Origin of the sequence: Couchioplanes caeruleus, from assembly GCF_003751945.1 — a bacterium.
Classification (GTDB): domain Bacteria; phylum Actinomycetota; class Actinomycetes; order Mycobacteriales; family Micromonosporaceae; genus Actinoplanes; species Actinoplanes caeruleus.
Genome location: NZ_RJKL01000001.1, coordinates 6654830 through 6681363, shown reverse-complemented (window position 1 = coordinate 6681363; position 26534 = coordinate 6654830). Strand labels below are relative to the sequence as shown.

Annotated in this window: 21 protein-coding genes; 12 read left to right on the top strand and 9 right to left on the bottom strand. The window is 72.4% G+C overall.

Annotated elements, in window-relative coordinates:
• Window positions 1-16 precede the first annotated feature (16 nt).
• A complete protein-coding gene (locus tag EDD30_RS29960; protein WP_071805811.1) occupies window positions 17-199 on the top strand; it encodes a hypothetical protein in 183 nt (60 codons plus the stop codon).
• A gap of 12 nt (window positions 200-211) precedes the next feature.
• On the opposite strand, the gene EDD30_RS29955 is transcribed toward EDD30_RS29960, so the two are convergent.
• The 3 genes from EDD30_RS29955 to EDD30_RS29945 all read right to left on the bottom strand — a co-directional run bounded on the left by EDD30_RS29955 (window position 212) and on the right by EDD30_RS29945 (window position 2642).
• On the bottom strand, window positions 212-1252 hold the full coding sequence (locus EDD30_RS29955; RefSeq protein WP_394328259.1) for an App1 family protein phosphatidate phosphatase: 1041 nt from the start codon (window positions 1250-1252) through the stop codon (window positions 212-214).
• Window positions 1253-1357: 105 nt separating this feature from the next.
• Window positions 1358-2119, bottom strand: coding sequence for a hypothetical protein (locus EDD30_RS29950; protein WP_084556421.1), 762 nt, complete (start codon window positions 2117-2119; stop codon window positions 1358-1360).
• 157 nt (window positions 2120-2276) lie between these two features.
• Window positions 2277-2642 (bottom strand): hypothetical protein, encoded by a 366-nt coding sequence (locus EDD30_RS29945; RefSeq protein ID WP_084556420.1) that lies wholly within the window; start codon window positions 2640-2642, stop codon window positions 2277-2279.
• 100 nt (window positions 2643-2742) lie between these two features.
• Between EDD30_RS29945 and EDD30_RS29940 the strand changes: the two genes are divergently transcribed.
• The 8 genes from EDD30_RS29940 (at window position 2743) to EDD30_RS29905 (ending at window position 12094) form a co-directional block, all read left to right on the top strand.
• Window positions 2743-3621, top strand: coding sequence for an NAD-dependent protein deacetylase (locus tag EDD30_RS29940; RefSeq protein ID WP_071805809.1), 879 nt, complete (start codon window positions 2743-2745; stop codon window positions 3619-3621).
• Between the two features lie 119 nt (window positions 3622-3740).
• The gene (locus EDD30_RS29935; protein WP_071805808.1) at window positions 3741-4760 is read left to right on the top strand and encodes a LacI family DNA-binding transcriptional regulator; all 1020 of its coding nucleotides are present in this window, start codon (window positions 3741-3743) and stop codon (window positions 4758-4760) included.
• A 70-nt stretch (window positions 4761-4830) separates the two neighbouring features.
• The gene (locus EDD30_RS29930; protein ID WP_071805807.1) at window positions 4831-6513 is read left to right on the top strand and encodes an ABC transporter substrate-binding protein; all 1683 of its coding nucleotides are present in this window, start codon (window positions 4831-4833) and stop codon (window positions 6511-6513) included.
• Window positions 6514-6592: 79 nt separating this feature from the next.
• The gene (locus EDD30_RS29925; RefSeq protein ID WP_071805806.1) at window positions 6593-7645 is read left to right on the top strand and encodes an ABC transporter ATP-binding protein; all 1053 of its coding nucleotides are present in this window, start codon (window positions 6593-6595) and stop codon (window positions 7643-7645) included.
• Window positions 7642-8622 (top strand): ABC transporter permease, encoded by a 981-nt coding sequence (locus EDD30_RS29920; RefSeq protein ID WP_071805805.1) that lies wholly within the window; start codon window positions 7642-7644, stop codon window positions 8620-8622. The genes EDD30_RS29925 and EDD30_RS29920 overlap by 4 nt, the downstream gene beginning before the upstream one ends.
• 3 nt (window positions 8623-8625) lie before the next feature.
• Entirely contained in the window at window positions 8626-9678 is a 1053-nt protein-coding gene (locus EDD30_RS29915) for an ABC transporter permease (RefSeq protein WP_071805804.1), read from the top strand.
• A complete protein-coding gene (locus EDD30_RS29910; protein WP_071805803.1) occupies window positions 9675-10694 on the top strand; it encodes an ABC transporter ATP-binding protein in 1020 nt (339 codons plus the stop codon). Before EDD30_RS29915 ends, EDD30_RS29910 begins: the two co-directional genes overlap by 4 nt.
• Window positions 10691-12094 (top strand): GH1 family beta-glucosidase, encoded by a 1404-nt coding sequence (locus tag EDD30_RS29905; RefSeq protein ID WP_071805802.1) that lies wholly within the window; start codon window positions 10691-10693, stop codon window positions 12092-12094. Before EDD30_RS29910 ends, EDD30_RS29905 begins: the two co-directional genes overlap by 4 nt.
• A gap of 197 nt (window positions 12095-12291) precedes the next feature.
• Here EDD30_RS29905 and EDD30_RS29900 read toward each other — a convergent pair whose 3' ends face one another.
• The gene (locus tag EDD30_RS29900; RefSeq protein ID WP_071805801.1) at window positions 12292-13548 is read right to left on the bottom strand and encodes an ROK family protein; all 1257 of its coding nucleotides are present in this window, start codon (window positions 13546-13548) and stop codon (window positions 12292-12294) included.
• Window positions 13549-13651: 103 nt separating this feature from the next.
• Here EDD30_RS29900 and EDD30_RS29895 point away from each other — a divergent pair, with 103 nt between their 5' ends.
• Window positions 13652-14479 (top strand): class I SAM-dependent methyltransferase, encoded by an 828-nt coding sequence (locus EDD30_RS29895; protein ID WP_071805821.1) that lies wholly within the window; start codon window positions 13652-13654, stop codon window positions 14477-14479.
• Between the two features lie 60 nt (window positions 14480-14539).
• The gene (locus EDD30_RS29890) at window positions 14540-14749 is read left to right on the top strand and encodes a hypothetical protein (RefSeq protein WP_071805800.1); all 210 of its coding nucleotides are present in this window, start codon (window positions 14540-14542) and stop codon (window positions 14747-14749) included.
• Between the two features lie 284 nt (window positions 14750-15033).
• Here EDD30_RS29890 and EDD30_RS29885 read toward each other — a convergent pair whose 3' ends face one another.
• Window positions 15034-15408, bottom strand: a complete 375-nt coding sequence (locus tag EDD30_RS29885; protein ID WP_071805799.1) for a cupin domain-containing protein — start codon at window positions 15406-15408, stop codon at window positions 15034-15036.
• A gap of 72 nt (window positions 15409-15480) precedes the next feature.
• Between EDD30_RS29885 and EDD30_RS29880 the strand changes: the two genes are divergently transcribed.
• A complete protein-coding gene (locus EDD30_RS29880) occupies window positions 15481-15924 on the top strand; it encodes a MarR family winged helix-turn-helix transcriptional regulator (RefSeq protein ID WP_071805798.1) in 444 nt (147 codons plus the stop codon).
• Between the two features lie 86 nt (window positions 15925-16010).
• On the opposite strand, the gene EDD30_RS29875 is transcribed toward EDD30_RS29880, so the two are convergent.
• The 4 genes from EDD30_RS29875 to EDD30_RS29860 all read right to left on the bottom strand — a co-directional run bounded on the left by EDD30_RS29875 (window position 16011) and on the right by EDD30_RS29860 (window position 26500).
• A complete protein-coding gene (locus EDD30_RS29875) occupies window positions 16011-16412 on the bottom strand; it encodes a VOC family protein (RefSeq protein WP_071805797.1) in 402 nt (133 codons plus the stop codon).
• A gap of 62 nt (window positions 16413-16474) precedes the next feature.
• Window positions 16475-18997 carry a DNA gyrase/topoisomerase IV subunit A gene (locus EDD30_RS29870; protein WP_123678581.1) on the bottom strand — a complete coding sequence of 841 codons (2523 nt, stop codon included), beginning with the start codon at window positions 18995-18997 and terminating at the stop codon, window positions 16475-16477.
• A 16-nt stretch (window positions 18998-19013) separates the two neighbouring features.
• Window positions 19014-21071, bottom strand: coding sequence for a DNA gyrase/topoisomerase IV subunit B (locus EDD30_RS29865; protein WP_071808035.1), 2058 nt, complete (start codon window positions 21069-21071; stop codon window positions 19014-19016).
• A gap of 125 nt (window positions 21072-21196) precedes the next feature.
• Window positions 21197-26500 (bottom strand): diguanylate cyclase domain-containing protein, encoded by a 5304-nt coding sequence (locus tag EDD30_RS29860; protein ID WP_170208290.1) that lies wholly within the window; start codon window positions 26498-26500, stop codon window positions 21197-21199.
• Window positions 26501-26534 lie beyond the last annotated feature (34 nt).

The window sequence follows — 26534 nt, the reverse complement described above, 5'->3', positions numbered from 1 at the left end:
TGTCTATCCTCGGCAGATGCGTTGGTGGAAAGTAGCGGGATTGGCCGGGCTGGCGGGAGTCGCCGCCACCGGAGTGGTGCTGGCACGCCAGGAGCGGCGCAGGCGGGCGTACACGCCGGACGAGATCCGGGAGCGGCTGCACGCCCGGGTCGCCGAGGCGGGCACGCCGGAGACGGCGGTGCCGGCGGAGGAGGACTGACCCCACGGCGGCTCAGACAACGTCGGTGTCCCGTAGCAGCGACCAGAGTCCGGCGCCGTCCGGCGCGGAGAACCAGGTCTTGCCCCCCGAGCCGACCGCCTCCGCGCCGCCCGTCGGCCCGGGAATGGCGCCGGCGAGCACGGCCTGCGTCGGTGACAGGCGGCGGATCGCGACCGCGGCGACGTTGTCCGGGTGGGCGTGCGCGAACTCGGAGTAGATCTCCTGGTCGTGCTGACCGTCGTCGCCGATGAGCAGCCACCGGATGTCCGGGAACTCGGCGGACAGCCGGGCCAGCGTGTTGCGCTTGTGCTCCTGGCCGCTGCGGAACCAGCGGTCCGGGGTCGGGCCCCAGTCGGTCAGCAGCAGCGGTCCGGCGGGGTAGAGATGACGGGACAGGAAGCGGGTCAGCGTGGGCGCCACGTTCCACGCGCCGGTCGAGAGGTAGAACACCGGCGCGCCCGGGTTCGCCGTGACGAGCCGCTCGTAGAGAACGGCCATGCCGGGCACGGCCGCGCGGGCGTGCTCGTCGAGCACGAACGTGTTCCAGGCCGCGAGCAGCGGACGCGGCAGGGCGGTCACCATCACCGTGTCGTCGATGTCGCTGACGAGGCCGAACTTCATGGCCGGATCGACCACCCGGATGGGCGCCTCCACCGGCTCGGCGCCCTCGGTGAGCAGCCGCACGCAGCCCCACCCGGGCGCGAGGTCACCCTTGACCCGGGCGTCGACGTAGCCGCTGCGGTCGGTGCGCGTCTCGTGGACCTGGCCGCCGATCTCGATCTGCACCGTCGCGTTGTTCACGGGCGAGGTGGTGAAGCTGCGCCAGCCGCGCACTTTCTCGCGCCGTTTCGGCGCCGCGGCGCGACGGGAGAGCACGACCCGCGCCATGACCCGCGCCCAGCCCGGGGCGCCGTATCCGGTGTACGCCGTGATCACCGGTCGCCAGCCACGCTGACGCAGCCGGCGCTCGATGACCTCGTGGACGGCATCCTCGATCCGCGCGGCGCGGTGCAGCCGCGCGGCGGGCGGGAGACCCGCCGGGGTCAATGACACTGTGGCCTCCTGCCTTTCACCCGTCGACGCCTCTGTGACGGTACCCGGCCCGCCTCAGTCCCGCGCCGCAACGCCGGGAACGGAAAGGCGATCCACACTGGAGGGTCAGTGCGCCGCCAGGGTCGCCGCCGGACGCGCCACCGGCTCGGCGGGATTCCATTGTCCGGCCCGTTCCCGCGCGCCGATCGGCCGGGGATCGCCGGCGGGAAGCAGGCCACGACCGACGCGCAGGCGCGCGGCCAGGGCCTCCGCGCGCAAGGTGCGCAGCGCCGCCGCGGCCTTCTCCGCCTCCTCCCACGCCGCGCGTTCCCGTGCGGTGGCCGCCTGGTACGCCGCGAAACGATGCTCGCGCACCGCGGACCGCAGGGCCGCCTCCTGGGCGACCGGGTGCTTGCGGGGATTCCATCCGCCGCGGTGCGCCAGAGCCTCGTTGAGCTGGACGATCGACAGCTCCTTGCGCCGGCAGGCGGCGACCGCGGAGCGGTGCAGGAACCGTTCCCGGTCGGCGATCTCGACCCGGGTGCGGCGCTGCTTGAGGATCGGGAACGCGGCCGCGGCGGTGCAGCGGCGGGCCGTCCGGTCGGCGGCGTCGAACGCGGCCCAGGCCTCGTCGACTCCCTCCTGCGCGCGTTCCCAGTCCGCGCGCCGGCGGCCGGCGATCTCGGCCGCGCGCACGGCGGCCCGCGCCACCTCGTCGGCATACCTCTCCGCCTCGGTCTCCGTCGCGACGGCGGCCGGATCGGTCCGGGCTTGCCGGCGTAGGGCGCCGGCGGCCTGACGGTCGTGACGGCGGAAGCCGGCCGGGCGGCTCCGCCGGGGCACGGCGAGGACGGCCGTCGCGGCGGCGACGGCGAGCATCAGGGTCATCCAAAGTACGGCAGCGGTTTCCACGATTGGCACCGGTTTCTCTCGTGCGCCGGGGGGTTCGCTTTTCGGTGAGGGGAACGACGACGTCGGTGACGCCCGGCATGCCGGACACGGGCACGCGGAGGGCCCGGGACGGCACGGGTGGAGGAACGGTGACTCAGGCGAGCGGCGGGCCGCGCCCCGACTGGGCGCACAGCGCGGCGCTGCCGGGCCGCGGGAAACTCGCGTCGCCGAGCTGCGTGGCGTCGCCCGGCTCGAGCACCGGGGTGGGTGCGGCCGGGGCGGCGTCGGTGCGCTCGGCCGGCACGGCGGCCGGGCCGGCCACCTCGATCCGGTCCGTCCACGCCGTGCGGCCGTGCGGGGCATCCACGGTGGCGACGGTCACGGCGGTGTCCGCCGGCCGGGGAGCGGCGGTCAGGGCCGGGATGGCGAAGGCCAGGGCGATCAGCGCCAGGCCGGTCAGGAACTGCAGCAGGCGGCGCCCGTCCCAGAGACGGGGAAGCAGGCGCGCGACGACAGCCACCCGATCAACCTACCGTCATCCGCAGGTCCGTGCACAGAACGCATTGACTGAGCGCTTCGTCCCACTCCGGCGGGTGACCCCGGCGAGGGACCATGGTGGGGTGGAACGAGTGAACGAGCTGGCCGACTGGGTCGGCGACGGCGGGGTGGTCGTGCTCAGCGGCGCGGGACTCTCCACCGAGTCGGGTATCCCGGACTATCGCGGCCCCTCGGGCGTGGCCCGGCGGGCCACGCCGATGACGTACCAGACGTTCACCGGCGATCCGGCGGCCCGGCGGCGCTACTGGGCGCGCAGTCACCTCGGCTGGCGCACGATCGGCGACGCCCGCGCCAACGCCGGGCACCGGGCGGTGGCGCGCCTGCAGGAGCTCGGCCGGCTCGACGGGATCATCACGCAGAACGTCGACGGGCTGCACCAGGACGGCGGCGCGCACGCCGTCGTCGAGCTGCACGGCAATCTGTCCCGGGTCGTCTGCCTCGACTGCGGCGTGCGCAGCGGCCGCGCCGAGCTCGGACGGCGGCTCGACGCCGCCAATCCCGGCTTCGCGGCGGCCGTGTCCGCGGTGAATCCGGACGGCGACGTGGAGATCGACGACGCCGCGCTGGACGGCTTCGCGGTGGTCGGCTGCGCGGCCTGCGGCGGCATGCTCAAGCCGGACGTCGTGTACTTCGGCGAGACGGTGCCGAGCGAGCGGGTCGCCCGCGGCTTCGAACTGGTCGCCGGCGCCCGCACCCTGCTCGTCCTCGGCTCGTCGCTGACCGTGATGTCGGGCCGGCGTTTCGTGCTGCGCGCCGCGAAGGAAGGCGTGCGCGTCGCGATCGTCAACCGGGGCGTCACGCGCGGAGAGCCGTACGCGCAGCTCGTCGTCGACGCCCCGCTGGGCCGGGTGCTGCCGGAGATCGTCCGGCAGGTGGAGGGCCTGGGGTGCGGCAAAGCCGGTGACGAACGAGCGCCGCGGTGGTCACGTTTCGAAACCTGAATAAAGCCAGGGTCTCGTTGACGTGATGAGAGTCACCAATGTTTACTTCCGGAACCGCTCCCGAAACCGGTTCCGAAGCGACGGTGTGCCGTGCGCTCGGACGTCACGTCGGAGGACCTGTGCCCATCACCATCGCCGATGTCGCCGCTCGCGCCCAGGTCAGCAAGACCACGGTGTCGCGCGTGCTCAACGGCAAGGGTGAGCTGGACGCGTCCACCGCCGCGCGGGTTCGCGCGGTGATCGAGGAACTGGGCTACGTGCCCAGTTCCCGTGCGGTCGGGCTGGCCCGCGGACGAACCCGCGTGGTCGGCATGCTCGTGCCCTCGCTGACCTGGCCGTGGATCGGCGAGGTCCTGCAGGGCGCGGTCGACGTGCTCGAGACCGAGCGCTACGGCCTGCTGCTGTTCACCTGCAACCGCGGCGAGGAGTCGATGCGCCAGTTCAGCGCGCAGGTGTCCGCCAAGAGCTTCGACGGCCTGCTGGTCATCGAGCCCGAGGGCACCCTCGACCACATCGCCACCCTGCACGCCCGCGGCCTGCCGGTGGTGCTCATCGACGACCGCGACGTCCAGCCCGGACGGATCCCGAGCGTGGGCACGACGCACTTCACCGGTGCCAGAGCGGCCGCCCGGCACCTGCTGGAGATCGGCCGCCGCCGGCCGCTGGTGATCGCCGGCCCGGCGCGCTTCGGCTGCACCGTCCAGCGCCTCGACGGCTTCGCCACCGAGTACGCCGAGGCGGGGCACCCGATCCCCGCCGAGAATGTGCTCCCCGGCGACTTCACCATCGCCTGTGGCGCCGCGGCGGTGACCGCGGCGCTGGCGGCGGGGCTGCAGTTCGACTCGATCTTCGCCCACAACGACCTCTCCGCCGTCGGCGCCATGCGGGCCGTGCTCGACAGCGGCCGGCGCATCCCGCAGGACGTCGCGGTGGTGGGCTTCGACGACATCCCGCTGGCGGCACACACCCAGCCGCCGCTCAGCACGGTGCACCAGCCGCTGCGCGAGATGGGCGAGGCCGCGGCGCGCACGCTGCTCGCCCACTTCGAGGGCTCACCCCTGCCCAACCGACCGACCGTCATTCCCGCCACGTTCGTGGCGCGCGCTTCCACAGGCGCAAGTCCGCTCATCGAAGAGTGACCCCGACTCGTCCGCCGGCACCCCGGCCCCCTCTCACCCCTGCCACACGCATTACCTGAGGAGATCCCAAATGCAGAGAAGGACCTTGTTCGCGGCTGCCCTGGCGGGCGTGCTCGCCACGGGCGGGACGGCCGCGTGCAGCGACTCACCGAATGCGGGAAACAGAAACGCGGCCGGCGGCACCACCTTCCTCACCGTGGGCATGCCGAACGGCCCGCAGACGGAGAACCACAACCCGTTGCTGACGACCTCGGCCGCCGCCTCCCTGGGCTACAAGTGGATGATCTACGAGCCGCTGATGATGTGGAACCCGGTGAAGCCGGCGGACCCGTCGAAGCCGTGGCTCGCGACCGGCGCCGAGTGGACGCCGGACTACAAGAAGGTGACGATCACCGTCCGGGACAACGCCACCTGGTCGGACGGCCAGAAGGTCACCGGCGACGACGTCGCCTTCACCTTCGGGCTGGCCAAGAAGAACGAGGCGATCAACACCGCCGCCACCCCGTACGGCGACATCACCGCCAGCGGCAACACCGTGACGGTGACGTTCACCCGGTCGATGTTCGTCTACAAGGACAAGTGGCTGGGTCAGACGCCGATCCTGCCCAAGCACATCTGGGAGAAGGTGAGCGACCCCAGCAAGGACCCGAACAAGAATCCGATCGGCTCCGGACCGTACACGCTGAAGTCCTTCACCCCGCAGACCACCACGCTGTCGGTGCGCACCGACGGCTACTGGCAGGACCTGCCGCAGGTCAAGGAGCTGCGCTACACGTCCTACACCGACAACAACGCGCAGACCACCGCGCTGTCGGACGGCTCCAACGAGTGGAGCTTCGTCTTCATCCCCAACTACAAGACGGTCTTCATCGACAAGGACCCGGCGCACTACAAGGTCTGGGCGCCGCCGGTGCTCGGCATCCACGGTCTCTACATCAACACCACCAAGAAGCCGTTCGACGACCCGAAGCTGCGCCAGGCCATGAACATGGTCATCAACCGCCAGGACATCTTCCAGCAGGCCGAGGCAGGCTACTTCCACCCGCAGGTCACCAGCGTGACCGGCCTGCCCACGCCCGCCGGTGACGCCTTCATCGCGCCCGAGTACAAGGGCAAGAACCACTCGGTGGACGTGGCCGGCGCCAAGGCCCTGCTGGCGCAGGCCGGCTACCAGCTCTCCGGCACCACCCTGAACGACCCGAGCGGCAAGCCGGTCAAGCTGACCCTGACCGACCCGAGCGGCTGGTCCGACTACCAGACCTCGCTCGAGATCGTGAAGAGCAACCTCGCCGAGATCGGCATCGCGGCCACCGTCGACAAGGCCAACCAGGACGCGTGGTTCCGCAACGTCGAGGAGGGCAACTTCGACGCCACCTTCCGCTGGACCAACGGCGGCTCGACCCCGTACGACATCTACCAGACGATCATGGACGGCAAGCTGCTCAAGCCGATCGGCACCTCGGCCGCGGGCGGCAACTTCGGCCGATTCTCCAGTGACGAGGCGACCACGGCGCTCGAGGCCTACGCGAATGCGACGGACGACGCCGCCCGCACGGCCGCGCTCGCCACGATCCAGAAGATCTTCGTCGAGCAGGTGCCGATGATCCCGGTCGGCGCGGACAACGTCGGCATGGCGTACAGCACCAAGAACTGGGTCGGCTGGCCCGACGACACCAACCCGTACGGCGCCGGCCAGCCCACCCAGGCCAACGCGCTCGACGTCGTGCTGCACCTCAAGCCCGCCAACTCCTGATCCGCTCCGCCGCCCCCGGAGCCCCGCGTCCCGGGGGCGGCACCGCGGCGGTTCGACCCCCCTCTGCGAAGGAAACGGCATGACGCTGAGCCCCGAGGCCACCGCGCCGGCCGACGAGGTGGTGCTGGAGGCGATCGGCCTGACCAAGCACTTCCCCGTACGCCGCAAGCTGCGCGACCTGTTCCGGCGCGAGCACGAGGCCGTGCACGCGGTCGACGACGTCCACCTGACGCTGCGGCGCGGCCGGGTAGTCGCGCTGGTCGGCGAGTCCGGCTCCGGCAAGTCCACCGTCGCGCGCCTGCTCGCGCAGCTCCATCCGCGGACCGGCGGGGACATCCGGTTGCACGGAGAGTCGACGGGGGTCAAGCGCGGCCGGCAGTTCCGGGCGTACGTCCGGCGGGTCCAGATGATCTTCCAGGATCCGTTCGCGTCGCTGAACCCGGTGCACACCATCCGCTACCACCTCACCCGGTCACTGCGGATCCACGGCAATGCCGGAAAGTCGGCGGCTGAACTCGAGCGGGCGCTCGCCGACCTGCTCACCCGGGTCAGCCTGACACCGCCCGAGCGCTACCTCGACAAGTTCCCACACGAGCTCTCCGGGGGCCAGCGGCAGCGCGTCGCGATCGCCCGGGCGCTCGGCGCGAACCCGGAGGCGCTGCTCGCCGACGAGCCGGTGTCCATGTTGGACGTCTCTATCCGGCTGGGCGTCCTCAACCTGCTGCGCGACCTGAAGGAACGGCTCGACCTCGCGATCCTCTACATCACCCACGACATCGCGTCGGCGCGCTACTTCGCCGACGAGACGCTGGTGATGTACGCGGGCCGGATGGTCGAGGGCGGCGACAGCGAGAGCGTCACCCAGTCGCCGGCGCACCCGTACACCCGGCTCCTGATCGATTCGGCCCCCGACCCGGATCGCCTGCACAGCCTGCGGCCGGACGCCGCGGATCGGGGCAACGGCGAGCCGCCGAGCCTCATCCGGCCGCCCGCCGGCTGCCGGTTCCATCCGCGCTGCCCGGCGGCGATGCCCCGCTGCACCACCGACCTGCCGGTACGCCTCGAGATCGGCGACGCGCCCGGCCACTGGGCCGCCTGCTGGTTGTACGACCGGAAGGAGGGCACGCGATGAGGTATCTGCTCCAGCGGATCCTGTTCTACGCGTTCACGGCGTGGGCCGCGATCACCATCAACTTCTTCATCCCCCGCATGATCCCGGGCGACCCGGTCAAGTCGCTGCTCGCCCGCTACCAGGGGCAGATGAGCACCGACGCGATCGACTCCCTCTATGTGCTGTTCGGCCTCGACAAGGACGCCAGCGTCTGGAGCCAGTACGTCGACTACTGGCAGCAGCTCCTGCGCGGCGACCTGGGCCTGTCGTTCACCGCGTTCCCCGCGACGGTCTCCGAGGTCATCAGCGACGCGCTGCCCTGGACCGTGGCCCTGGTCGGCATCACCACCATCATCAGCTTCGTCCTCGGCACCGGCCTCGGCGTGCTCGCGGGCTGGCGGCGCGGGTCGTGGATCGACGGCCTGCTGCCCACCACCACGTTCCTGTCCTCGGTGCCGTACTTCTGGCTCGGCCTGCTGGCGATCTACCTGCTCGCCGGGCCGGGCAGCTTCTTCCCGTCCTCCGGCGGTTTCGAGCCGGGCCTGGTGCCGGCCTGGGACCAGTACTTCATCCCGAGCGCCGTCCAGCACAGCCTGCTGCCCGCGCTGACGATCCTCGTCTCCTCGGTGAGCGGCTGGATCCTCAGCATGCGCAACATGATGGTCACCGTCGCGGCCGAGGACTACATCACCGTCGCCCACGCCAAGGGCCTTCCCGAGCGCCGGGTGGCGGTGGGCTACGCGGCCCGCAACGCGCTGCTGCCCAACGTCTCCGGCTTCGCGCTGGCGCTGGGCTTCATCGTCGGCGGCACCCTGCTGGTGGAGATCGTCTTCTCCTATCCCGGGCTGGGCTTCCTGCTCTTCCGGGCGGTCGGCGCCAAGGACTACCCGCTGATGCAGGGCATCTTCCTGGTCATCACCATCTCGGTGCTGCTGGCGAACCTGATCGCCGACGTGGCGTACCTGCTGCTCGACCCGCGTACCCGCAAGGAGGGCTGACCGGTGACCATCCCTGCCTCCAGCATCGAACAGGCCGCCACGGAACCACCGGCCCGGCGCAAGCGGTTCCGTTTCGTCGCCAACGCCAAGGCCGCCACCGGCCTGACCGTGCTCGGCATCTACGTGCTCTTCGCGATCATCGGGCCCTGGATCGCGCCGTACGATCCGGACGCCCGCGGCCCGGCGCTCGTGGCACCCCCGTCGGCCGACCACTGGTTCGGCACCACGCACCTCGGCCAGGACGTGTTCAGCCAGGTGCTGGTCGGCACCCGCGGCGTCATGCTCGTCGGCCTCACCGCCGGCGCGCTCGCCACCCTGCTGTCCGTCCTCATCGGAGTCACCGCCGGTTACCTCGGCGGCGGCTGGGACGACACCCTCTCCGCGCTGTCCAACGTCTTCCTGGTGATGCCGGCGCTACCCCTGATCATCATCGTGACCGCGGCGGCGCCCGGGGGCGGCGACACCCTGGTCGCCCTGATCATCGGCTTCACGTCCTGGGCCTGGGGCGCGCGGGTGCTGCGGGCGCAGACCCTGTCGCTGCGCCGCCGCGACTACATCGAGGCGTCGCGGGCCAACGGCGAGAAGACCTGGCGGATCATCCTCTTCGAGATCCTGCCCAACCTCACCGCGATCATCGCCTCCGGCTTCGTCGGTACGGTCATCTTCGCGGTCACCTCCGAGATCACTCTCGCCTTCATCGGCGTGGGAACGATATCGGAGTGGAACTGGGGCACGATCCTCTTCTGGGCGCAGAGCCAACAGGCCCTGGCGCAGGGCGCGTGGTGGTGGTTCGTCCCGGCCGGCCTGGCCATCGCCCTGCTGGGCACCGCACTGTCGCTGATCAACTTCGGCATCGACGAGTTCGTCAGCCCCCGCCTGCGCAGTGCCGGCAAGACCAGACTCAGGACCGCCTCCGGCCGCACCGTACGGATGCGCGTCGGCTTCACCCCGGTGTTGAGCAACTCCCCGGCGCCGCACACCCACGCGCGCCCCATCCCGGCGATCACCACCGCGGCGGCGACACCGGTGAACCGTGGCAAGGAGGCGACGCGGTGAGACGCGAACCCGTCCTGGAGATCAGGAACCTCAACGTCGACTACGGCCTGGGCGACCAAGCGGTGCACGCGGTCCGCGACGTCAATCTCACCCTGCACCGCGGCGAGGTCCTCGGCCTGGCCGGGGAGTCCGGCTCCGGCAAGTCCACCCTCGCATACGGCCTCACCCGGCTGCTCGCCCCGCCCGGCGTGATCAGCGGCGGCAAGGTCGTCTACCACCCGCAGGACGCCGAGCCGTACGACGTCCTCAACCTCGACGACGACGGGCTGCGACGGTTCCGCTGGGCGCAGACGGCGATCGTGTTCCAGGGGGCGATGAACTCGCTGAACCCCGTACACAAGATCTCGACGCAGTTGACCGATGTCCTTCAGGCGCACGAACCGGCGATGTCGGCGCACACTCGTTCCGCCCGCGCCCGCGAGATGCTCAGGCTGGTCGGCATCTCGTCGGACCGGATGGACGCCTACCCGCACCAGCTCTCCGGCGGCATGCGCCAGCGCGTGATGATCGGCATGGCGCTGATCCTGCAACCGCAGGTGGTCATCATGGACGAGCCGACCACCGCCCTCGACGTGGTGATGCAGCGGCAGATCCTCGGCCAGCTCATCGAGCTGCGCGAGCGGCTGGGCTTCTCGGTCATCTTCATCACCCACGACCTGTCGCTGCTGGTGGAGTTCTCCAACCGCATCGCCATCATGTACGGCGGCCGCATCGTCGAGGAGGCGCAGGCCGCCACGCTGTACCGGGGCTCGCTGCATCCCTACAGCGCGGGCCTGCTCGGCTCGTTCCCCGCGCTGAGCGGCCCGCGGCGCGAGCTCAGCGGCATCCCCGGCTCGCCGCCCGACCTCAAGGGCATGCCCACCGGCTGCTCGTTCCACCCGCGCTGCCCCAAGGTATTCGACCCGTGCGCCGCGAACATCCCGGTGCTGGGCAACCCGGATACCCCCGACGGGTCGGCGCGGACCGTGGCCTGCTGGCTCCACCCCACCCGCATCCCCAGCCCAGGAGACGCATGAACCCCGTAGGCAGCTCCTTCCCCGACCTGCTCCTACCTCCCACCGCCTTTCCCCCGTCGTTCCAGTGGGGCGTCGCCACCTCCGCTTATCAGATCGAGGGTGCCGCCGCCGAGGACGGCCGCACACCGTCCATCTGGGACACGTTCTGCCGGGTTCCCGGCGCCGTGAGAGGCGGCGACAACGGCGACGTCGCCTGCGACCACTACCACCGGATGCCGCAGGACGTGGCGCTGATCAAGAGCCTCGGCGTGGACTCGTACCGCTTCTCCGTGGCGTGGCCGCGTGTCCAGCCGCACGGCCGCGGCCCGGTCAACCCGGCCGGCCTCGCCTTCTACGACCGGCTCACCGACGAGTTGCTCGGCGCCGGGATCGCACCCTGGGTCACGCTGTACCACTGGGACCTGCCGCAGGCGCTCGAGGACGCCGGCGGGTGGCCGCACCGGGACACCGCGTACCGCTTCGCCGACTACGCGATGCTGGTCTTCGACCGGCTCGCCGACCGCGTCGGGACCTGGACGACGCTCAACGAGCCGTGGTGCTCCGCGTGGCTGGGCTACGAGGTCGGCGTGCACGCCCCGGGCCGCCGGGACTTCGGCGCCGCCGTGGCGGCGGTCCACCACCTGCTGCTCGGCCACGGTCTCGCGACGCAGCGGATGAAGGCGGCGGCGACGCGGGAACACACATTCGGCATCACCCTCAACATGGGCACGGCGGACCCGGCGACCGACGCACCGGCGGACCACGACGCCGCCCGGCGCGCCGACGGCATGGGACTGCGCGCCTACCTGGATCCGCTGTGCAAGGGCACGTACCCGCAGGACGTGGTCGACGACCTCGCCGAGCGAGGCGTCGCCTTCCCGGTCCGGGACGGTGACCTCGACGTCATCGCCACGCCGATCGAGGTACTGGGCGTCAACTTCTACTTCGGCCAGGACTTCAGCGGCACCGACGAGCACGGCTGCCGGGTCGACGCCGACGGCCATCCGGTCGTCCGCGTGGTGCCGCAGGACCGCCCGCGGACCGCGATGGACTGGCCGATCACGCCGGAGCGTCTCACCCAGTTGCTGCTGCGGCTGCACCGTGACTACCCGGGCCTGCCGCTCGTCATCACCGAGAACGGCGCGGCCTTCGACGACGCGGCCGGCGAGTCGGGCTTCGTGGCGGACGAGGGGCGCACCGCGTACCTGGCCGAGCACATCGCGGCGGTCGCGGCGGCGTGCGAGCAGGGCGCGGACATCCGGGGCTACTTCGCGTGGTCGCTCATGGACAACTTCGAGTGGGCGGAGGGCTACGCGAAACGGTTCGGCATCGTGCACGTCGACTACGAGACCCAGCGGCGTACGCCGAAGCGGTCGGCCCTGTGGTTCCGCGACACGATCGCCCGCCACCGCGCGACCTGACCGCCCGCACGCCGCCGGCCGGGGCACCGTGGTCGACGAGCCGTGCAGCGCATCTCCGGCGCGCCGGCATGGTCCGTGCGGGACGCCGGCGGTTGCCGGGCACGCCGTGCCGGCATGCTCCACGACCGACGGCTGCCCGGGCACGCCGTGCCGGCATGCTCCACGACCGACGGCGTGCCCGGGCACGCCGTGCCGGTTCAGGTGCGGTCCCGGGCCGCGGCGCGGCGGTGGGCGGCGCGGGACATCGGTGCCGGGCCGGTCGCCGTCGGCAGCCCGCCGTCGGCGAGCAGCCGGGCGATCGGAAGGGTGGCCGCGCCCATCGCGACGGCGTCGGGTCCGAGCTGGCACAGGTCGATGCGGGTCCGCGAGTACGGATGCCGCAGCGCGTTGCGGGCGGCGGCCTCGCGGATGCCGGTGAGGAAGCGCTCGCCCAGCGCCAGGCCCACCCGGCCGCCGAGCACGATGCGCTCGGGAGAGAAGAGATTGATCAGCCCGGCGATGCCCGCGCCCAGGTAGCCGACGGTCCGGCGGAGGACCTCCGCCGCCGCACCGGCGAGCGGCTCGTCGGCGAGCACCCGGGTCAGCAGGTCCGGCCCGGCCGCGAGGCCCGTCGCCTCGGCGAGGCGGGCGGCGATCCGGTCGGCGCCGATGTACGCCTCCAGGCAGCCCCGCGCGCCGCAGCGGCAGAGGTCACCGTCGTAGACGAGGGTGGTGTGCCCCCACTCCCCCGCATTGCTGTGCGCGCCGCGGTAACCGCGCCCGTCCATCACGACCGCCGCACCGACGCCCTCGCCCACCAGGACGATCACCGCGTGACGCGCCCCGCGGCCGGCGCCGAACCACATCTCGGCCTGGCCGACCGCCTTCGCGCCGTTCTCCACGTGGATCGGCACGTCGGTGCCGTCCCGCAGCATCGCGCCCAGCGGGACGGCGTCCCAGCCGGTCGGCTGCGAGTGCACCACGGGCGCGCCGCCGGACTGGTCCACCACGCCCGCGACGCCCACGCCGAAACCCAGCACCTCGGCCCGGGCGACGCCGGCCTCGGCCATGACCGCCGCCAGCCCCTCGAGCAGCTTCTCGGCGGCCAGGCACGGATCGGGCTGTTTTGGTGCGGGCAGGGCGTACTGCGCAACGCCGAGCCGGGACATCGCGAGGTCGTACAGCTCGACCAGGACTCGTGTCTCGCTGACGTCGGCGCCCGCGACGTACCCGAAATCCGGCGCCACCCGCAGCAGGGACCGCGGGCGGCCGCCGTCCGAACCGACCAGGCCGGCCTCCTCGACCAGGCCCTCGTCGATCATCTCGCCGATGAGGTTGCTGACGCTCGCCTGGCTCAGCGCCGTGGTGTCACCGAGCTGCTGCCGGCTCTGGCGCCCGCCGTGGAAGAGGTCGGTGAGCAGGCTGGCCCGGTTGGCGCGGCGGACGTCCCGCACCGTCGTACGCCTGGTCTCCACATCCGCACCGCCTTCGATCCGCCCGTGCCGAGGTAATGATGCGCCCCGGGCCGGTCGGAAACCAGGCGGTGAACGGCCCATGATCTGCTGTACGGTCTCCGCCGTGACCGACTACCGCGACGTGAACCGCGCCAACTGGGACGAACGGGCACCCTTCCACGCCGCCTCTCCCGGCTACGACCTTGCCGCCTTCGCGCGGGATCCCGAGCACCTCAGCGACGTCGTCACCTTCGACCGGCCGCTGCTCGGCGACATCCGCGGGCTGCGCGGAGTGCACCTGCAATGCCACATCGGCACCGACACGGTGTCGCTCGCCCGGCTGGGCGCGTCCATGACCGGGCTCGACTTCTCACCGGCGTCGCTCGCCGAGGCCCGCCGGCTCGCCGAGCTGGCCGGCGCCGCGGTCGACTTCGTCGAGTCCGATGTGTACGGCGCACCGGACGTCCTCGAGAACGGCGCCTTCGACCTGGTCTACACGGGGATCGGGGCGATCTGCTGGCTGCCCGACATCCGCCGCTGGGCGCGGGTGGTGGCCTCGCTGCTGCGGCCGGGCGGGCGGTTGTTCATCCGCGAGGGCCACCCGGTGCTGTGGTCGCTGCGGGACGACCGCGAGGACGGCCTGCTGGCCCTGGACTATCCGTACTTCGAGCACGCCGAGCCGGTGGTCTGGCAGGACGACGGCACCTACGTCGAGACGGATCACACGTTCGCGCACACCACCACCCACGAGTGGAACCGCGGCCTGGGTGAGATCGTGACCGCCGTCCTGGAGGCGGGCATGACGCTCACGGGCCTGGTCGAGCACGACAGCGTGCCGTGGGAGGCGCTGCCCGGCATGACGAAACTGCCCGGCGGCGAGTGGCAGGTCACCGACCGGCCGCGGCGGCTGCCGCACACATACACCCTGCAGGCGGTGCGTACGGCCGTTTAGAGATCGTCGGGTACGGGGTATGTCGCGAGCCAGTCCCCCCACCTCGCTGAGGAGCCCCCGATGCGCGCAGGATCGATCGGCGGAATCATCGTCGTCATATGGCTGGTGCTCGGCGCCATCGCCGCGTTCGAGCGTGGTTACTTCAAGGACACCGGCGACACCAGCTGCGCCGAGGCCGGCACGGTCATGGTGACCGTGGTGGCCGGCCCGCTGAACTGGCTCGGGGTCAACCCGAAGATCACCTGCGACATCCCCGAGCCGTCGAAGTAAGCCCTCGCCCGTCCGCGGTGGAGGGCCGCACCCCGCGCCCCGCCCCACCCGTCGTGGCGCCGCCCGCCGTCGTCCGACGGTCGTCGTCGCGCCGCCGTCGCCGTGGTCGCGCTCAGGCCGCCCGGCCCTCGTCGCGTCGTGACCGCGCGGCCATCGGTCGCTGCGCGGCGGGCGACCTCCACCGATCCCGGACGCCGTACAGGCCGCCCGGTCCTCGTCGCGTCGTGACCGCGCGGCCGCCGGTCGCTGCGCGGCGGGCGACCTCCACCGATCCCGGACCGAGCTCAGGCCGCCCAGGGCGGGCTGAGCTCGGTGCCGTCGGCGAGCGTCGCCCGCAACCCGGCGCTCGTGGTCACCCAGGCGGTCGCGAGCTCGCCGGACGTGTTGTCGATGGCGAACTGCGCCCCGGCGGGCACGAACGCGGCCTCTCCGGCCCGCACGGTCGCCGTCTCTCCGTCGATGGTGGTGGTGACCGCGCCGGAGAGCAGGAACAGGACCTCCTCGCGGCTGACCCGGTGCGGCACCCCGACGGTCCCGTCGGCGATCTCGAGCCGCCACGCACTCAGCTCGCGACTGCCCCGCGAGGGGGCGACATACGAGTGGAAGGTCGCCCCGTGCATCCGGTGCTCGACGACGTCCTGTTCACGAATCACAGCCATGGTCGCTCCTCGTTTGGTCAAGCAGATTGACTATATGGTCAAGCAGATTGACGTATCTGTCAAACTGGTGCCGTGGAAAGTGGCCTCCTCGATCTGCCGGTCCTGCTGCTGAGCGCGGCACGGGCCCTGGTGGACGGCATCGACGCGGGCGTGCGCGCCCGCGGCTTCACCGATCTCCGTCCGGCACACGGCTTCGCCTTCGCCCGCCTCGCCGGGCCGGGCGCGACCGTCGTGCAGTTGGCGGAGCACCTCGACGTCACCAAGCAGGCGGCGAGCCAGATGGTCGAGGAACTGGCGAAGAAGGGCTACGTGGAACGCCGGCCGCATCCGGACGACGCCCGGGCGCGGCTGGTCGTGCTGACGGAGAAGGGCCGGGCCTGCACCCGCGCGGCCGACGAAGCCGCCGCCGAGATCCTCCGGCCCTGGGCCGCGGCGCTAGGCCCCGCACGCCTGGCCGCCCTGCGCCAGGACCTGTCGAGGCTCGCCGTTCCGGGCCGCATGCGCCCCGTGTGGTGAGCCGGAGAAACCACCGGCCTGCCGCCCGCCGGGTCGGTGCGGCGGACTGACCCGATGTGCCACCGGCCTCCCCGCCGGGTCGCGACCTATGCGTCGTTGGACCAGCTCCGGGTCGACAGCACCAGGCGGTAACCGTCGGGATCCTCCACGGCGACACCCCAGCGATCCCAATACTCGCCCTGGGAGACGCGCTTTCCACCGGCCCGCTCGAGCCGCTCCAGGATCCCGTCGTCGACCGGCGCGGCCAGGTAGAGCACGAGCAGGTCCTCCGGCGTCGGCGCGGGCTCCGGCACGCCCGGACCGGCGACCAGCTCCAGGTGCCAGGACGCACCTGGCCAGCCCAGCATGACGAGGTCGTGTTCGCCGGGAGTCTCGCCCGCGGCCCGGTAGAGCACGTCCAGCCCGAGCCCCTCGACATAGAAGCGTTCGACGGCGGCAAGGTCCCGGCTCGGCCGGGCGATGCGGACGGCGACGGTCGGATCGATCATGTGATTACCTTTCCCGGCACCGGGGCGGGCCCGGAGGAACGGCCCCGGGCGTGCGGCCGGAGTCAGCCGCGCTCGATCAGGTGGCCGATGATCTGCGGGCCCATCAGCACCGCCTCGCCCGAGCCGTCGCGTCGGGAATCCTGCTCCGGCAGGTCGACCGGGTCGCCCGTCGCGCTGGCACCGACCGGACGGGGGCCCACCCAGGCGACCGCCAGGCGGGACTCGCCCTTGAGGAAGCGCTGGACCCGGACGCCGCCGGTGGCTCGGCCCTTCGCCGGGTACGCCGCGAAGGGGGTCACCTTCACCTGAGTGCCGGTCGAGGTCACCACCATCGGCTCGCCGTGCTGCTCGTCCCGGGTGTCGATGGCGTGGAACGACAGCACCTCGGCGTCCTCGGAGAGGTTGATGCCCGCCATGCCGCCACCCTTGAGGCCCTGCGGGCGGACCAGCTTGGCCGGGAAGCGCAGCAGGGACGCGTCGGAGGTGACGAAGGCGAGGGACTCCGCGCCGTCGGTCAGCCAGGTGGCCTGGACGACCTCGTCGCCGTCCTTGAGGGTGATGACCTCGAACTCGTCGGAGCGGACCGGCCACTCCGGCGCGCACACCTTCACCACGCCCTGGCGGGTGCCGATCGCCAGGCCCGGGGACTTGCCGGGCAGTAGCGGGGCCAGGCCGACGACACGCTCGCCCTTCTCCAGCGGGATCAGCTCCGAGGCCGACATGCCGCCGCGCAGCGAGACCGTGCCGGACTGCTCGGGCAACACCGGCAGCGGCAGCACGTCCGTCTTGAAGGCGCGGCCCGCGCTGGTCACGAGCAGGACCCGGCCGCGGGCGGTCGAGTGGACGACGGAGCGGACGGCGTCGTGCTTGACCCGGCCGCTGCGGCGTCGCGCCTCGGTGGCCTCCTCGCTCTCCGCCGCGGTGCGGGCGATCAGCCCGGTGGCCGACAGGATCACCTGACACGGGTCGTCGGCAACCTCCAGCGGCCCGGCCGGGGCGGAGGCCGCGAGCACCTCCTTGAGGTCGCCGTCGATGAGCGTGGTGCGCCGGGGCGCGCCGAACTCGGCCACGACCTCGGCGAGCTCGTCGGAGACCACCTGCCTGAGCACGCCGGTGTCGTCGAGGATCCGGGACAGCTCGGCGATCTCGGCGTTGAGCCGCTCCTGCTCGGCCTCCAGCTCGATGCGGTCGAAGCGGGTCAGCCGGCGCAGCGGGGTGTCCAGGATGTAGTTGGCCTGGATCTCGGTGAGCCCGAACTCGCTCATCAGGCTCGCCTTGGCCGCGGCGGCGTCGTCGCTGCCGCGGATGATCGCCACCACCCGGTCGATGTCGATGAGGGCGATGAGCAGGCCGTCGACGAGGTGCAGCCGGTCCTGCCGCTTGGTGCGCCGGTGCGTCGTCCGGCGGGTGACCACCTCGTAGCGGTGCGCCAGGAACACCTCCAGCAGCGCCTTGAGCCCGAGGGTCTGCGGCTGGCCGTCGACCAGCACGAGGTTGTTGATGCCGAACGAGCTCTCCAGCGGCGTGAGCCGGTAGAGGTCGGCGAGCAGCGCCTGCGGGTTGACGCCGACCTTGCACTCGATGACCAGGCGGGTGCCGTGCTCGCGGTCGGTGAGGTCCTTGACGTCGGAGATACCCTGCAGGCGCGCGGCCTGTCGCTGGCCCTTGCGGGGGCCCGAGGTGACGAGCTTGCCCTTCACCTCGTCGGTGATCGCCTCGATGATCTTCTCGGTGCCGACGCCGTACGGCAGCTCGACCACGGTGATGGCCTGCCGGCCGCGGCCACCCTCCAGCGGGCCGGTCGTGGCGCGGGCCCGCATGCGCACCACGCCGCGGCCGGTCTCGTATGCCCGGCGCACCTCGTCCAGCCCGAGCAACTGCCCGCCGGTGGGCAGGTCGGGGCCAGGCACGAAGCGCATGAGCGTGTCGAGGTCGGCCTCCGGGTCGGTGATGAGGTGCCGCGCCGCCGCGACGACCTCGGCGAGGTTATGCGGGATCATGTTGGTGGCCATGCCGACCGCGATGCCCGACGTGCCGTTGACCAGCAGGTTGGGGAACGCCGCCGGCAGCACCGTGGGCTCCTGCTCGGAGCCGTCATAGTTGGGCTTGAAGTCGACGGTGCCCTCGCCGAGCTCCCCGACGAGCAGCATGGCCTCGCGCGACATCCGGGACTCGGTGTAGCGCTCGGCGGCCGGGCCGTCGTCGGGCGAGCCGAAGTTGCCGTGCCCGTCGATCAGCGGGACGTTCAGCGAGAAGTCCTGGGCGAGGCGGACCATCGCGTCGTAGATCGCCAGGTTGCCGTGCGGGTGGTACTTACCCATGACGTCGCCGACGACGCGGGCCGACTTCACGTACGCCCGGTCGGGACGGTGGCCCTGCTCCTGCATGGACCAGAGGATGCGCCGGTGCACCGGCTTGAGCCCGTCGCGGGCGTCGGGGAGGGCGCGCGAGTGGATGACCGAGTAGGCGTACTCCAAATAGGAGTCCTCGACCTCGGTGGTGATCGGGTTGTCGATCACCCGGGCCCCGGCCTGGTCGAAGGCCGACAGGTCCACCCGGGACTGCTCGTTCTTGCGGCGTGCCATGTCTGTGACCCGTTCCTCAGGCGTCGATCGTTTCCCGGTCGATCCGGCCGGCGGCCTCGATCAGCCAGTTCTTGCGCGGCTCGACCCGCTCACCCATCAGCAGCTCCAGCGTGGCCTCGGCGCGCTCGGCGTCGTCGAGGGTGATCCGCCGGACCGTCCGGGTCGCGGGGTTCATGGTGGTGTCCCACAGCTCGTCGGCGTCCATCTCGCCGAGACCCTTGAACCGGGGCACCGGCTTGACGACGGTCTTGCCGGCCTTCTCGAACCGGGCGACGGTCGCCTCCATCTCCTGCTGGGTGTACGTGTACACGGTCTCGGGGTTGCGGCCCTTGGTGGCCACCTTGTGCAGCGGGGGCATCGCGGCGAAGAGCCGGCCGCTCTCGATCACCGGTCGCATGTACTTGGCGAAGAGCGTGATGAGCAGCGTCCGGATGTGCGAGCCGTCGACGTCCGCGTCCGCCATGATCATGACGCGGCCGTAGCGCATCGTGCTCAGCTCGAAGGTGCGGCCCGAGCCGGCGCCGAGCACCTGCACGATGGCCGAGCACTCGGCGTTGTCGAGGACCTGCTGGAGGCTGGCCTTCTGCACGTTGAGGATCTTGCCGCGGATCGGCAGCAGCGCCTGGTATTCCGAGCTGCGGGCCATCCGGGCGGTGCCGAGCGCGCTGTCGCCCTCGACGATGTAGATCTCACTGCGGTCGATGCCGGTGGAGCGGCAGTCGACCAGCTTCGGCGGCATCGAGGCGCCCTCGAGGGCGGTCTTGCGGCGGGCCGCGTCCTTCTGCTGCTTCTGGGTGAGCCGGACCCGGGCGGCGTCGACCACCTTCTGCAGGACCGTGCGCGCCTCGCTCTTGGTGCGCCGGTCGTCGATCCACTGCTTGAGGTGCTGCTCGACCAGGCCCTGCAGCACGCGGGTGATGCCCGCGGTGGAAAGCTCGTCCTTGGTCTGCGAGGTGAACTGCGGCTCGGGCACCCGGACGTGGATGACCGCGGTGAGCCCCTCGAGGTAGTCGTCCAGGACCGGTGCGTCTTCCTTGGGCTTGAGCAGGCCGCGCGCGTTGCGGACCGCCTCGCTCAGTGCCCGCACGAGGGCGCGGTCGAAGCCCTTGCGGTGGGTGCCGCCGTGCACGTTGCGGATCGTGTTGGTGAAGCACTCGACCGTGCGCTCGTAGCCGGTCCCCCAGCGGAACGCGACCTCCACCTGGGCGCGGCGCTCGACGTTGGACTGCATCACGCCGTTGGCGTCGGCGGCGTTCTCCTTGTAGGTGCCCTCGCCGGTGACCATGAGGATGCCGGAGACCGGCTTGTCGCCCGAGGGCGTCAGGAACTCCACCATGTCGCCGAGGCCCTGCGGGTAGTGGAAGGTCTCCTCGGCGGGTGCCTCGCCGGTGAGGTCGCGCAGCACGTACGCCACGCCGGGCACCAGGAAGGCCGTGTTGCGCAGCTTGGTCCGCACGATGTCGACGTCGAGCCGCGCGCCGGTCTCGAAGTACCGCGCGTCGTACCAGTAGCGGATCGACGTGCCGGAGCTCTCGCCCCGCTTCATCTTGCGCACGACCCGCAGCCCCGGCTCGGCCTGGAACTTCGCCGCCGGGCCGTCGCCTGCGAACACGCCGGGCACGCCGCGCTGGAAGGAGATCTCGTGGACCTTGCCGTCGCGGCGGACGGTCACGTCGAAGCGCAGCGACAGCGCGTTGACCGCCGACGCGCCGACACCGTGCAGACCGCCGGAGGTCTTGTAGCCGGAGCCGCCGAACTTGCCGCCCGCGTGCAGCCGGGTGAGCACCAGCTCGACGCCGGTCAGGCCCGACTTGGCGTTGATGTCGGTGGGGATGCCGCGGCCGTCGTCGTCGACCTGCACCGAGCCGTCGGCATGCAGGGTGACGTCGACCTGCGTGGCGTGGCCGGCGACGCCCTCGTCGGTGGCGTTGTCGATGATCTCGTTGGCGAGGTGGTTGACCCCCCGACTGTCGGTCGAGCCGATGTACATGCCGGGACGCTTGCGCACCGCGTCGAGACCCTCGAGGTGGGTGAGGTCGTCGGCCCCGTAGAGGATCTCCTGTTGCGCAGTCACGAGGTGCTACTCCTCCAGCGGTGGCGGGCCGTCAACGACGCGGCGAGCCTACCGGGGAGGTGCGACGAGTTTGGTGAGGCCGACCGGGAACGCCCCCTCGAAGAGGAGCACCAAACGGACGAATGTCACTCATCGTGAGCCATCACACGGTTGCGGCCGGCCTGCTTGGCCTCGTACAGGCCCGCGTCGGCCCGGCCGAGGAGCGCGTCCGGGGTGGTGTCGGTCGACCGCAGCCGGGCCAGGCCCACGCTGATCGTCGCCGGAATCGGACCGGTACGGGTGTCCAGCGGCGCGCCGTCGATCGCGGTGCGCAGCTTCTCCGCCAGCGCCGGGCCGTCCTCGCGGACCCCGGGCAGCAGGACGGCGAACTCCTCGCCGCCGTACCGGGCGACGATGCCGTCCGGCGGCAGGCAGGCCAGCAGCCGGGTGACCACCGCGCAGATGACGTCGTCGCCGGTCTGGTGGCCGTACGTGTCGTTGATGCGCTTGAAATGGTCGATGTCGACCATCAGGGCGGTGACCGGGCTGCCGGCCGCCCGCGCGGCGCCCAGCGACCTCTCGGCCAGCTCGAAGAACCGCCGCCGGTTGGCGACCCCGGTCAGGCTGTCGGTGGTGGCCAGCTCGTTGATCCGGCTGAACAGCCGCGCGTTGTCGTACGCCACCATGCCCTGGCTCACCAGCGCCGCGGCGACGCCGAGGTCGGCGGCGGCGTACGCGCCGGCCCGCTCCGAGGCCAGCACGAGGACACCCACGGCGCCCTCCCGGTCGTCCAGCGTGACGGTCAGCCAGCTCGCCCCGGCGTAGTCGCCGAGCGCGGACGCCCAGGCCGGCGTACCCGAGATCATGTCGGCCTGGCGGTTGGCGAGGAGCGCGAGCAGCGCGGGGTGCTCGGCCGGGCGCACGGTGAACGGGCCGGACGAGTCGCCCAGGATGGTGATCTCGGCGGACGCCGAGGTGCCGAGCAGCAGCCAGCCGCGCTCGCCGCCCGGCGTCTGCCGCGCGGTGAGCAGCAGCCGGCGCAGCACCAGCTCGGGGTCGAGGGTGCCGCTGAGCCGGGCCATCGCCCGGCGCAGGGTCTCGGCGAGGTCGCGCTGACGGTTGGCGGCGGCGACGGCCACCTCGAGCTGGGCCGCCCGGGCGGTCTCCAGGCCGACCGCGATGTGGTGGGTGACGGCGGTGAGCACGTCCACGTCGTCGACGGTGAAGACGCCCTTGGCGACCCGGCTGTCCAGGTAGACCACGCCGAGGAGGCGGTCGTCCAGCTCCAGCGGGGCGACCAGGATGCTGCGCAGGCCGAACTGCACGACGCTGTCGGCGCCCATGGCGGCGCCCTCCTCGGTGCCGGTGACCACGAGCGGCTCGCGGCTGTGCCGGACCCTGTCCACGACGGTGGTGCTGTAGCCGGCGAGTTCGGCGAGGTCCTGGCCACCCGCGTCGCGTCCCACGTACGGCGCCAGCACACCACTGTCGGCGTCCACCAGGAACAGCAGGGCGCGCTCGGCGCCGAGCAGACGGACGGTCTCGTCGAGCGCGACCCGGGTGAGCCGCTCGGGGTCGATGACCCGTGACGCGGCGTTGCTGAGATGCTCGAGGGCGGCCCAGCGCTGTCCGGCGCGGCCCCGGGCGGCGACGACCGGCACCCGGTTGCGCCGGCCGGCGTCGAGCCGGAACTCGGCGGCGACCCGGCGGGCCCGGTGCGGCCAGCCGCGGTCCTCGGCGATGCCGGCGGCCATGCGGGCCTGCCGCTCGGCCTCGCCGGCCACGCCCAGGACGGTGAGCGCGCGGGCGCGGACCAGGGCGGCCTCGAACGAGGTCAGCGGCGCGTCGACCGCGCGCAGCAGCTTCTCGGCCTTGCCCAGGATGTCCAGGGCCTGACCGGCGTGGCCGGGCTTCAGCACGGCGAGCGCCGCGCTCGCCACCCGGTGGTGCGCCGCGACGACGGGCCGCTTGGTGACCTGGCCGAGCATCCCGACGGCCGCCTCGGCCGCGGCGATCGCCCGCTCCTGCTCGGCGGGCGCGGCGCGGCGGGCCTGCTCGAGCCGCCCGTACGCGCGGTAGACGTAGTAGGAGTGCTGCGCGGGCAGCACGTCGAACGGGCGCAGGCCCAGGCCGTCGAACTCGGCGACGGCGTCGTCGAAGGCGCTGCCCAGGTCGTCGCGCTCGATGGCCGCGAGCATCCGGGCCACGATCATGTCGACGATCTCGTGGATCTCCCGGGTGTCCCCGGCCCGGTTCAGCCGGGCGAGCGCCTCGCCGGCCCGGCCGCGTATGGCGAGCATCCCCGCGTCGACGGCCACGACGGCGCTGCGGTCGCCGTGTCCTCCGGCGTCCAGCCATTTCTGGCGCCCGGCGCAGGCGTCCTCGGCCTCGGCGATCTCGCCGCGCAGCAGCCAGTCCCAGCCGAGGACGGCGTAACAGTCGAGGATCAGCCCGGCGTCGAGGAACCGTTCGCGCTCGACCAGCACCTGCCGGACCCGCTCGCCGGAGTCCGCCCCGCTGCCGTGCACGGCGATGGCGGTGATCCACTCGATGCGGGCCGCCAGCGTGGGATCGCCGAGGTCGCCGGCGATCCGCGACGACGACGCGGCGATGCGGTCCGAGAGCCGGTGCATCCCGGCCATGCGCAACGGCAGGGTGAGGGCGACGAGGTCGCGGGCCCGCTCGGGCGAGCGGCCCAGGCGGTTCATCGGGTACGGCATGCGCAACGCGTAGAACAGCGAGTGGGCCGGCCGCAGCGTACGGACGCTGCTGGAGGCGCCGTAGTGGTACAGGTTCGACTCCAGCCGCAGCAACTCGCGGCGCTCGCCCCTGGCGGTGCCGTAGCCGAGCCGCGTGACCCGGGTGAAGCAGCCCACGAAGAACAGCCAGAGTCCGGTGAGCACCCGCACGATCGGATTTGCGGGCAGCGGCCGGCCGAGTTCGGCGAGCCCCTGCTCCACGGCGCGCATCTGGGCCGCACCGCTCCAGCTGCTCTCGTGGACGCGGGCGAGCAGCAGGTGGATGCGGGCACGATCGGTGCCCTCGGGGGCCTCGGCCAGCGCCTCGGTGAGCAACGCGACCGCCTCGTCGAAGCGGCCGTTCTGGTGGTACGCCGTGCCCAGGAGCTCCTTGAAGCCGCTGCCGAGCGCCACGTCGCTGGCCTTCGCCGTGTCGCGGGCGTACTCCAGGTAGGTCAGTGCCGTGTCCGGGGCGTGCTCGGCCAGGGCGCGGGCGCCGGCGGCGGTGCAGGCGCGCAGCATCCGGCCGGACGCCTGCTCGGGGCGGCCCAGCACGCAGTGGCGGGCGAGGGCGTACTCGTCGGGGTCGGGCCGGCGGTCGAGGGCGTCGGCGATCCGCTGGTGCAGGTCGCGGACGTCGTCCTCGTCGATGTCGGCGAGCAGCGCGACCCGGATGCTGTCGTGCAGGAAGCGGTGGGTACCGTCGCCGTACGCGACCAGGCCCTGGCGGCCCGCGTCGGTGAGGACGTCGAGGACGCGGCGCAGGTCCCGCCCGGCGGCCTCGGCGACGATGTCGGCGGCGAACGACGTGCCGACCACGGCGGCGATGCCGAGCAGCCGGCGGCTCTCGGCGTCGAGGGCACCCATCCGGCGCAGGACCAGCTGGGCCGAGTCCGCGGGCAGCGCGAGGTCACGCACGCCCTCGGCGTCGACCTCCCAGGTGCCCCAGTTCGGGGTCAGCAGGCCGGCGTCCAGCACGGCCCGGGCGTAGACGATCGTCGCGAAGGGATTGCCGCCGGTCAGCAGTGCGATCTCGGTGGCGCCGTCCTCGGGCAGCCGTACGCCGCCGGACAGGGCACCGATCAGGTCGGCGACCTGCGCGACGGTCAGCGCGGGCAGCGAGATGTCGGTCACCCGGGTGCCGGGCCGCATCCGCACCGCGGCCTCCCCGCCCTCGCCGGGACGCCCACTGGTCACGATCAGCATCGGTACGCCGGAGACCCCGGCCGCGAGCTGCTCCAGGACCCGCAGGGTGCCGTCGTCGAACCACTGGGCGTCATCGAGGTGCAACAGCACCGGCCCGGCCGCCCGGGTGAGGCCGGTGAGCAGGTCGGCGACGGCCGCCGCGTGCCGGCCCTGCCCGATCTCGCCGGAGACCTGCGGCACGCCGAGCGCGTCCGCGAGCGCCGGCGACAGGCTGGTGACCAGGCCGGCGCTCTGCCCGGCGGCGGCACGCAGCGTGGCCTTGGCGACGGCGCGACCACCGGGCCGCTTGAGCAGTTCCTTCACGTACGCGTCGACGGCCGCCCGCAGCGGTGCCATCGGGCGGCTGTCGCTCGACGAGGCGCCGCCCTGCAATACCACGCCACCGGTGGCTCGCACCAGTGCGGCGAGCTCGGCCGCGAGCCGCGTCTTGCCGGACCCCGTGGGCCCCTGGAGGGTCACGACGCCGCCCTTGCCGGCCATCGCCTCGCTCCAGAGCTCACGCAGCGTCTCAAGCTCGGCGTCACGCCCGGTCAGCGGCGGCTCGAACGGGACGACCGGCCCGTCCTGCTCGCCGAGGGCGAAGGCCGCGGCCGGTTCGGCGCCGAGGCGGCGCAGGTCGGCCAGCAGCCCGGCGGCGCTCTGGTAGCGGTCGTCCGGGTCCTTGGCGAGCAGCCGGATGATGATCGCCGCGAAGGTCGCGCCGAGGCCCGGAGCCAGCGCGCGGGGATCCGGCACCGGCGCCGTGGCGTGCAGGTGCAGCAGCTCGCCGACGTCGTCCGCGGCGAACGGCGGCGCGCCGGTGACGCATTCGAAGAGCACGGCGCCGAGGGCGTACAGGTCGGAGCGGTTGTCGACGGGCCGGTTGAGCATGCCGCTCTGCTCGGGCGCGCAGTAGGTCAGCGTCCCGGCGATGGCGTCGTCCGGCCCGACCCCCTCGCCGGCGGCGGCCGTGGCGAGCCCGAAGTCGACGAGGTGGGCCGCGCCCTCGCCGGTGATGATGATGTTCTCCGGCTTGATGTCGCGGTGCACCAGGTTGTGCTCGTGCGCCGCGCTGAGCGCGGCCGCGATGTCGGCGCCGACCGAGACCGCGTGCCGCTCCGGCACCGGCCCGCGCAGCAACCGCCGGGCCAGGGACTGGCCCTCGGCCAGGTCCATGAGCACGTACGGCCGGCCGGCGACCTCGCCGGTCGTGTGGGCCCTGGGCAGGTTGGGGCAGTTGATGGAGGCGAGCACGGCGGCCTGGCGGCGGAACTCCCGCAGTTCCTCGGGCGGGGCCGGCTGAGCCGATTCCTCCTGGCCCCTGCCTCGCTGGGGTGCGATCAGCCGCGCCGCGCCGGGCGCCTTCAGCAGCATCTTCAGGGCATAGTCGGTGCCCGCGTGCCGGACCCGGAAGACGATGGCCTGCGCGCCGCGGCCGAGCTCGCCCAGCACTTGGAGCCCGGCGGCATCGCCGAGCTCCGACTGCACCGCGGCCGGCTCCACCGGTACGGAAGGCGAGGCACCCACGATGCCTTTATCGGCGCTGCCCGAGCGCGCTGAA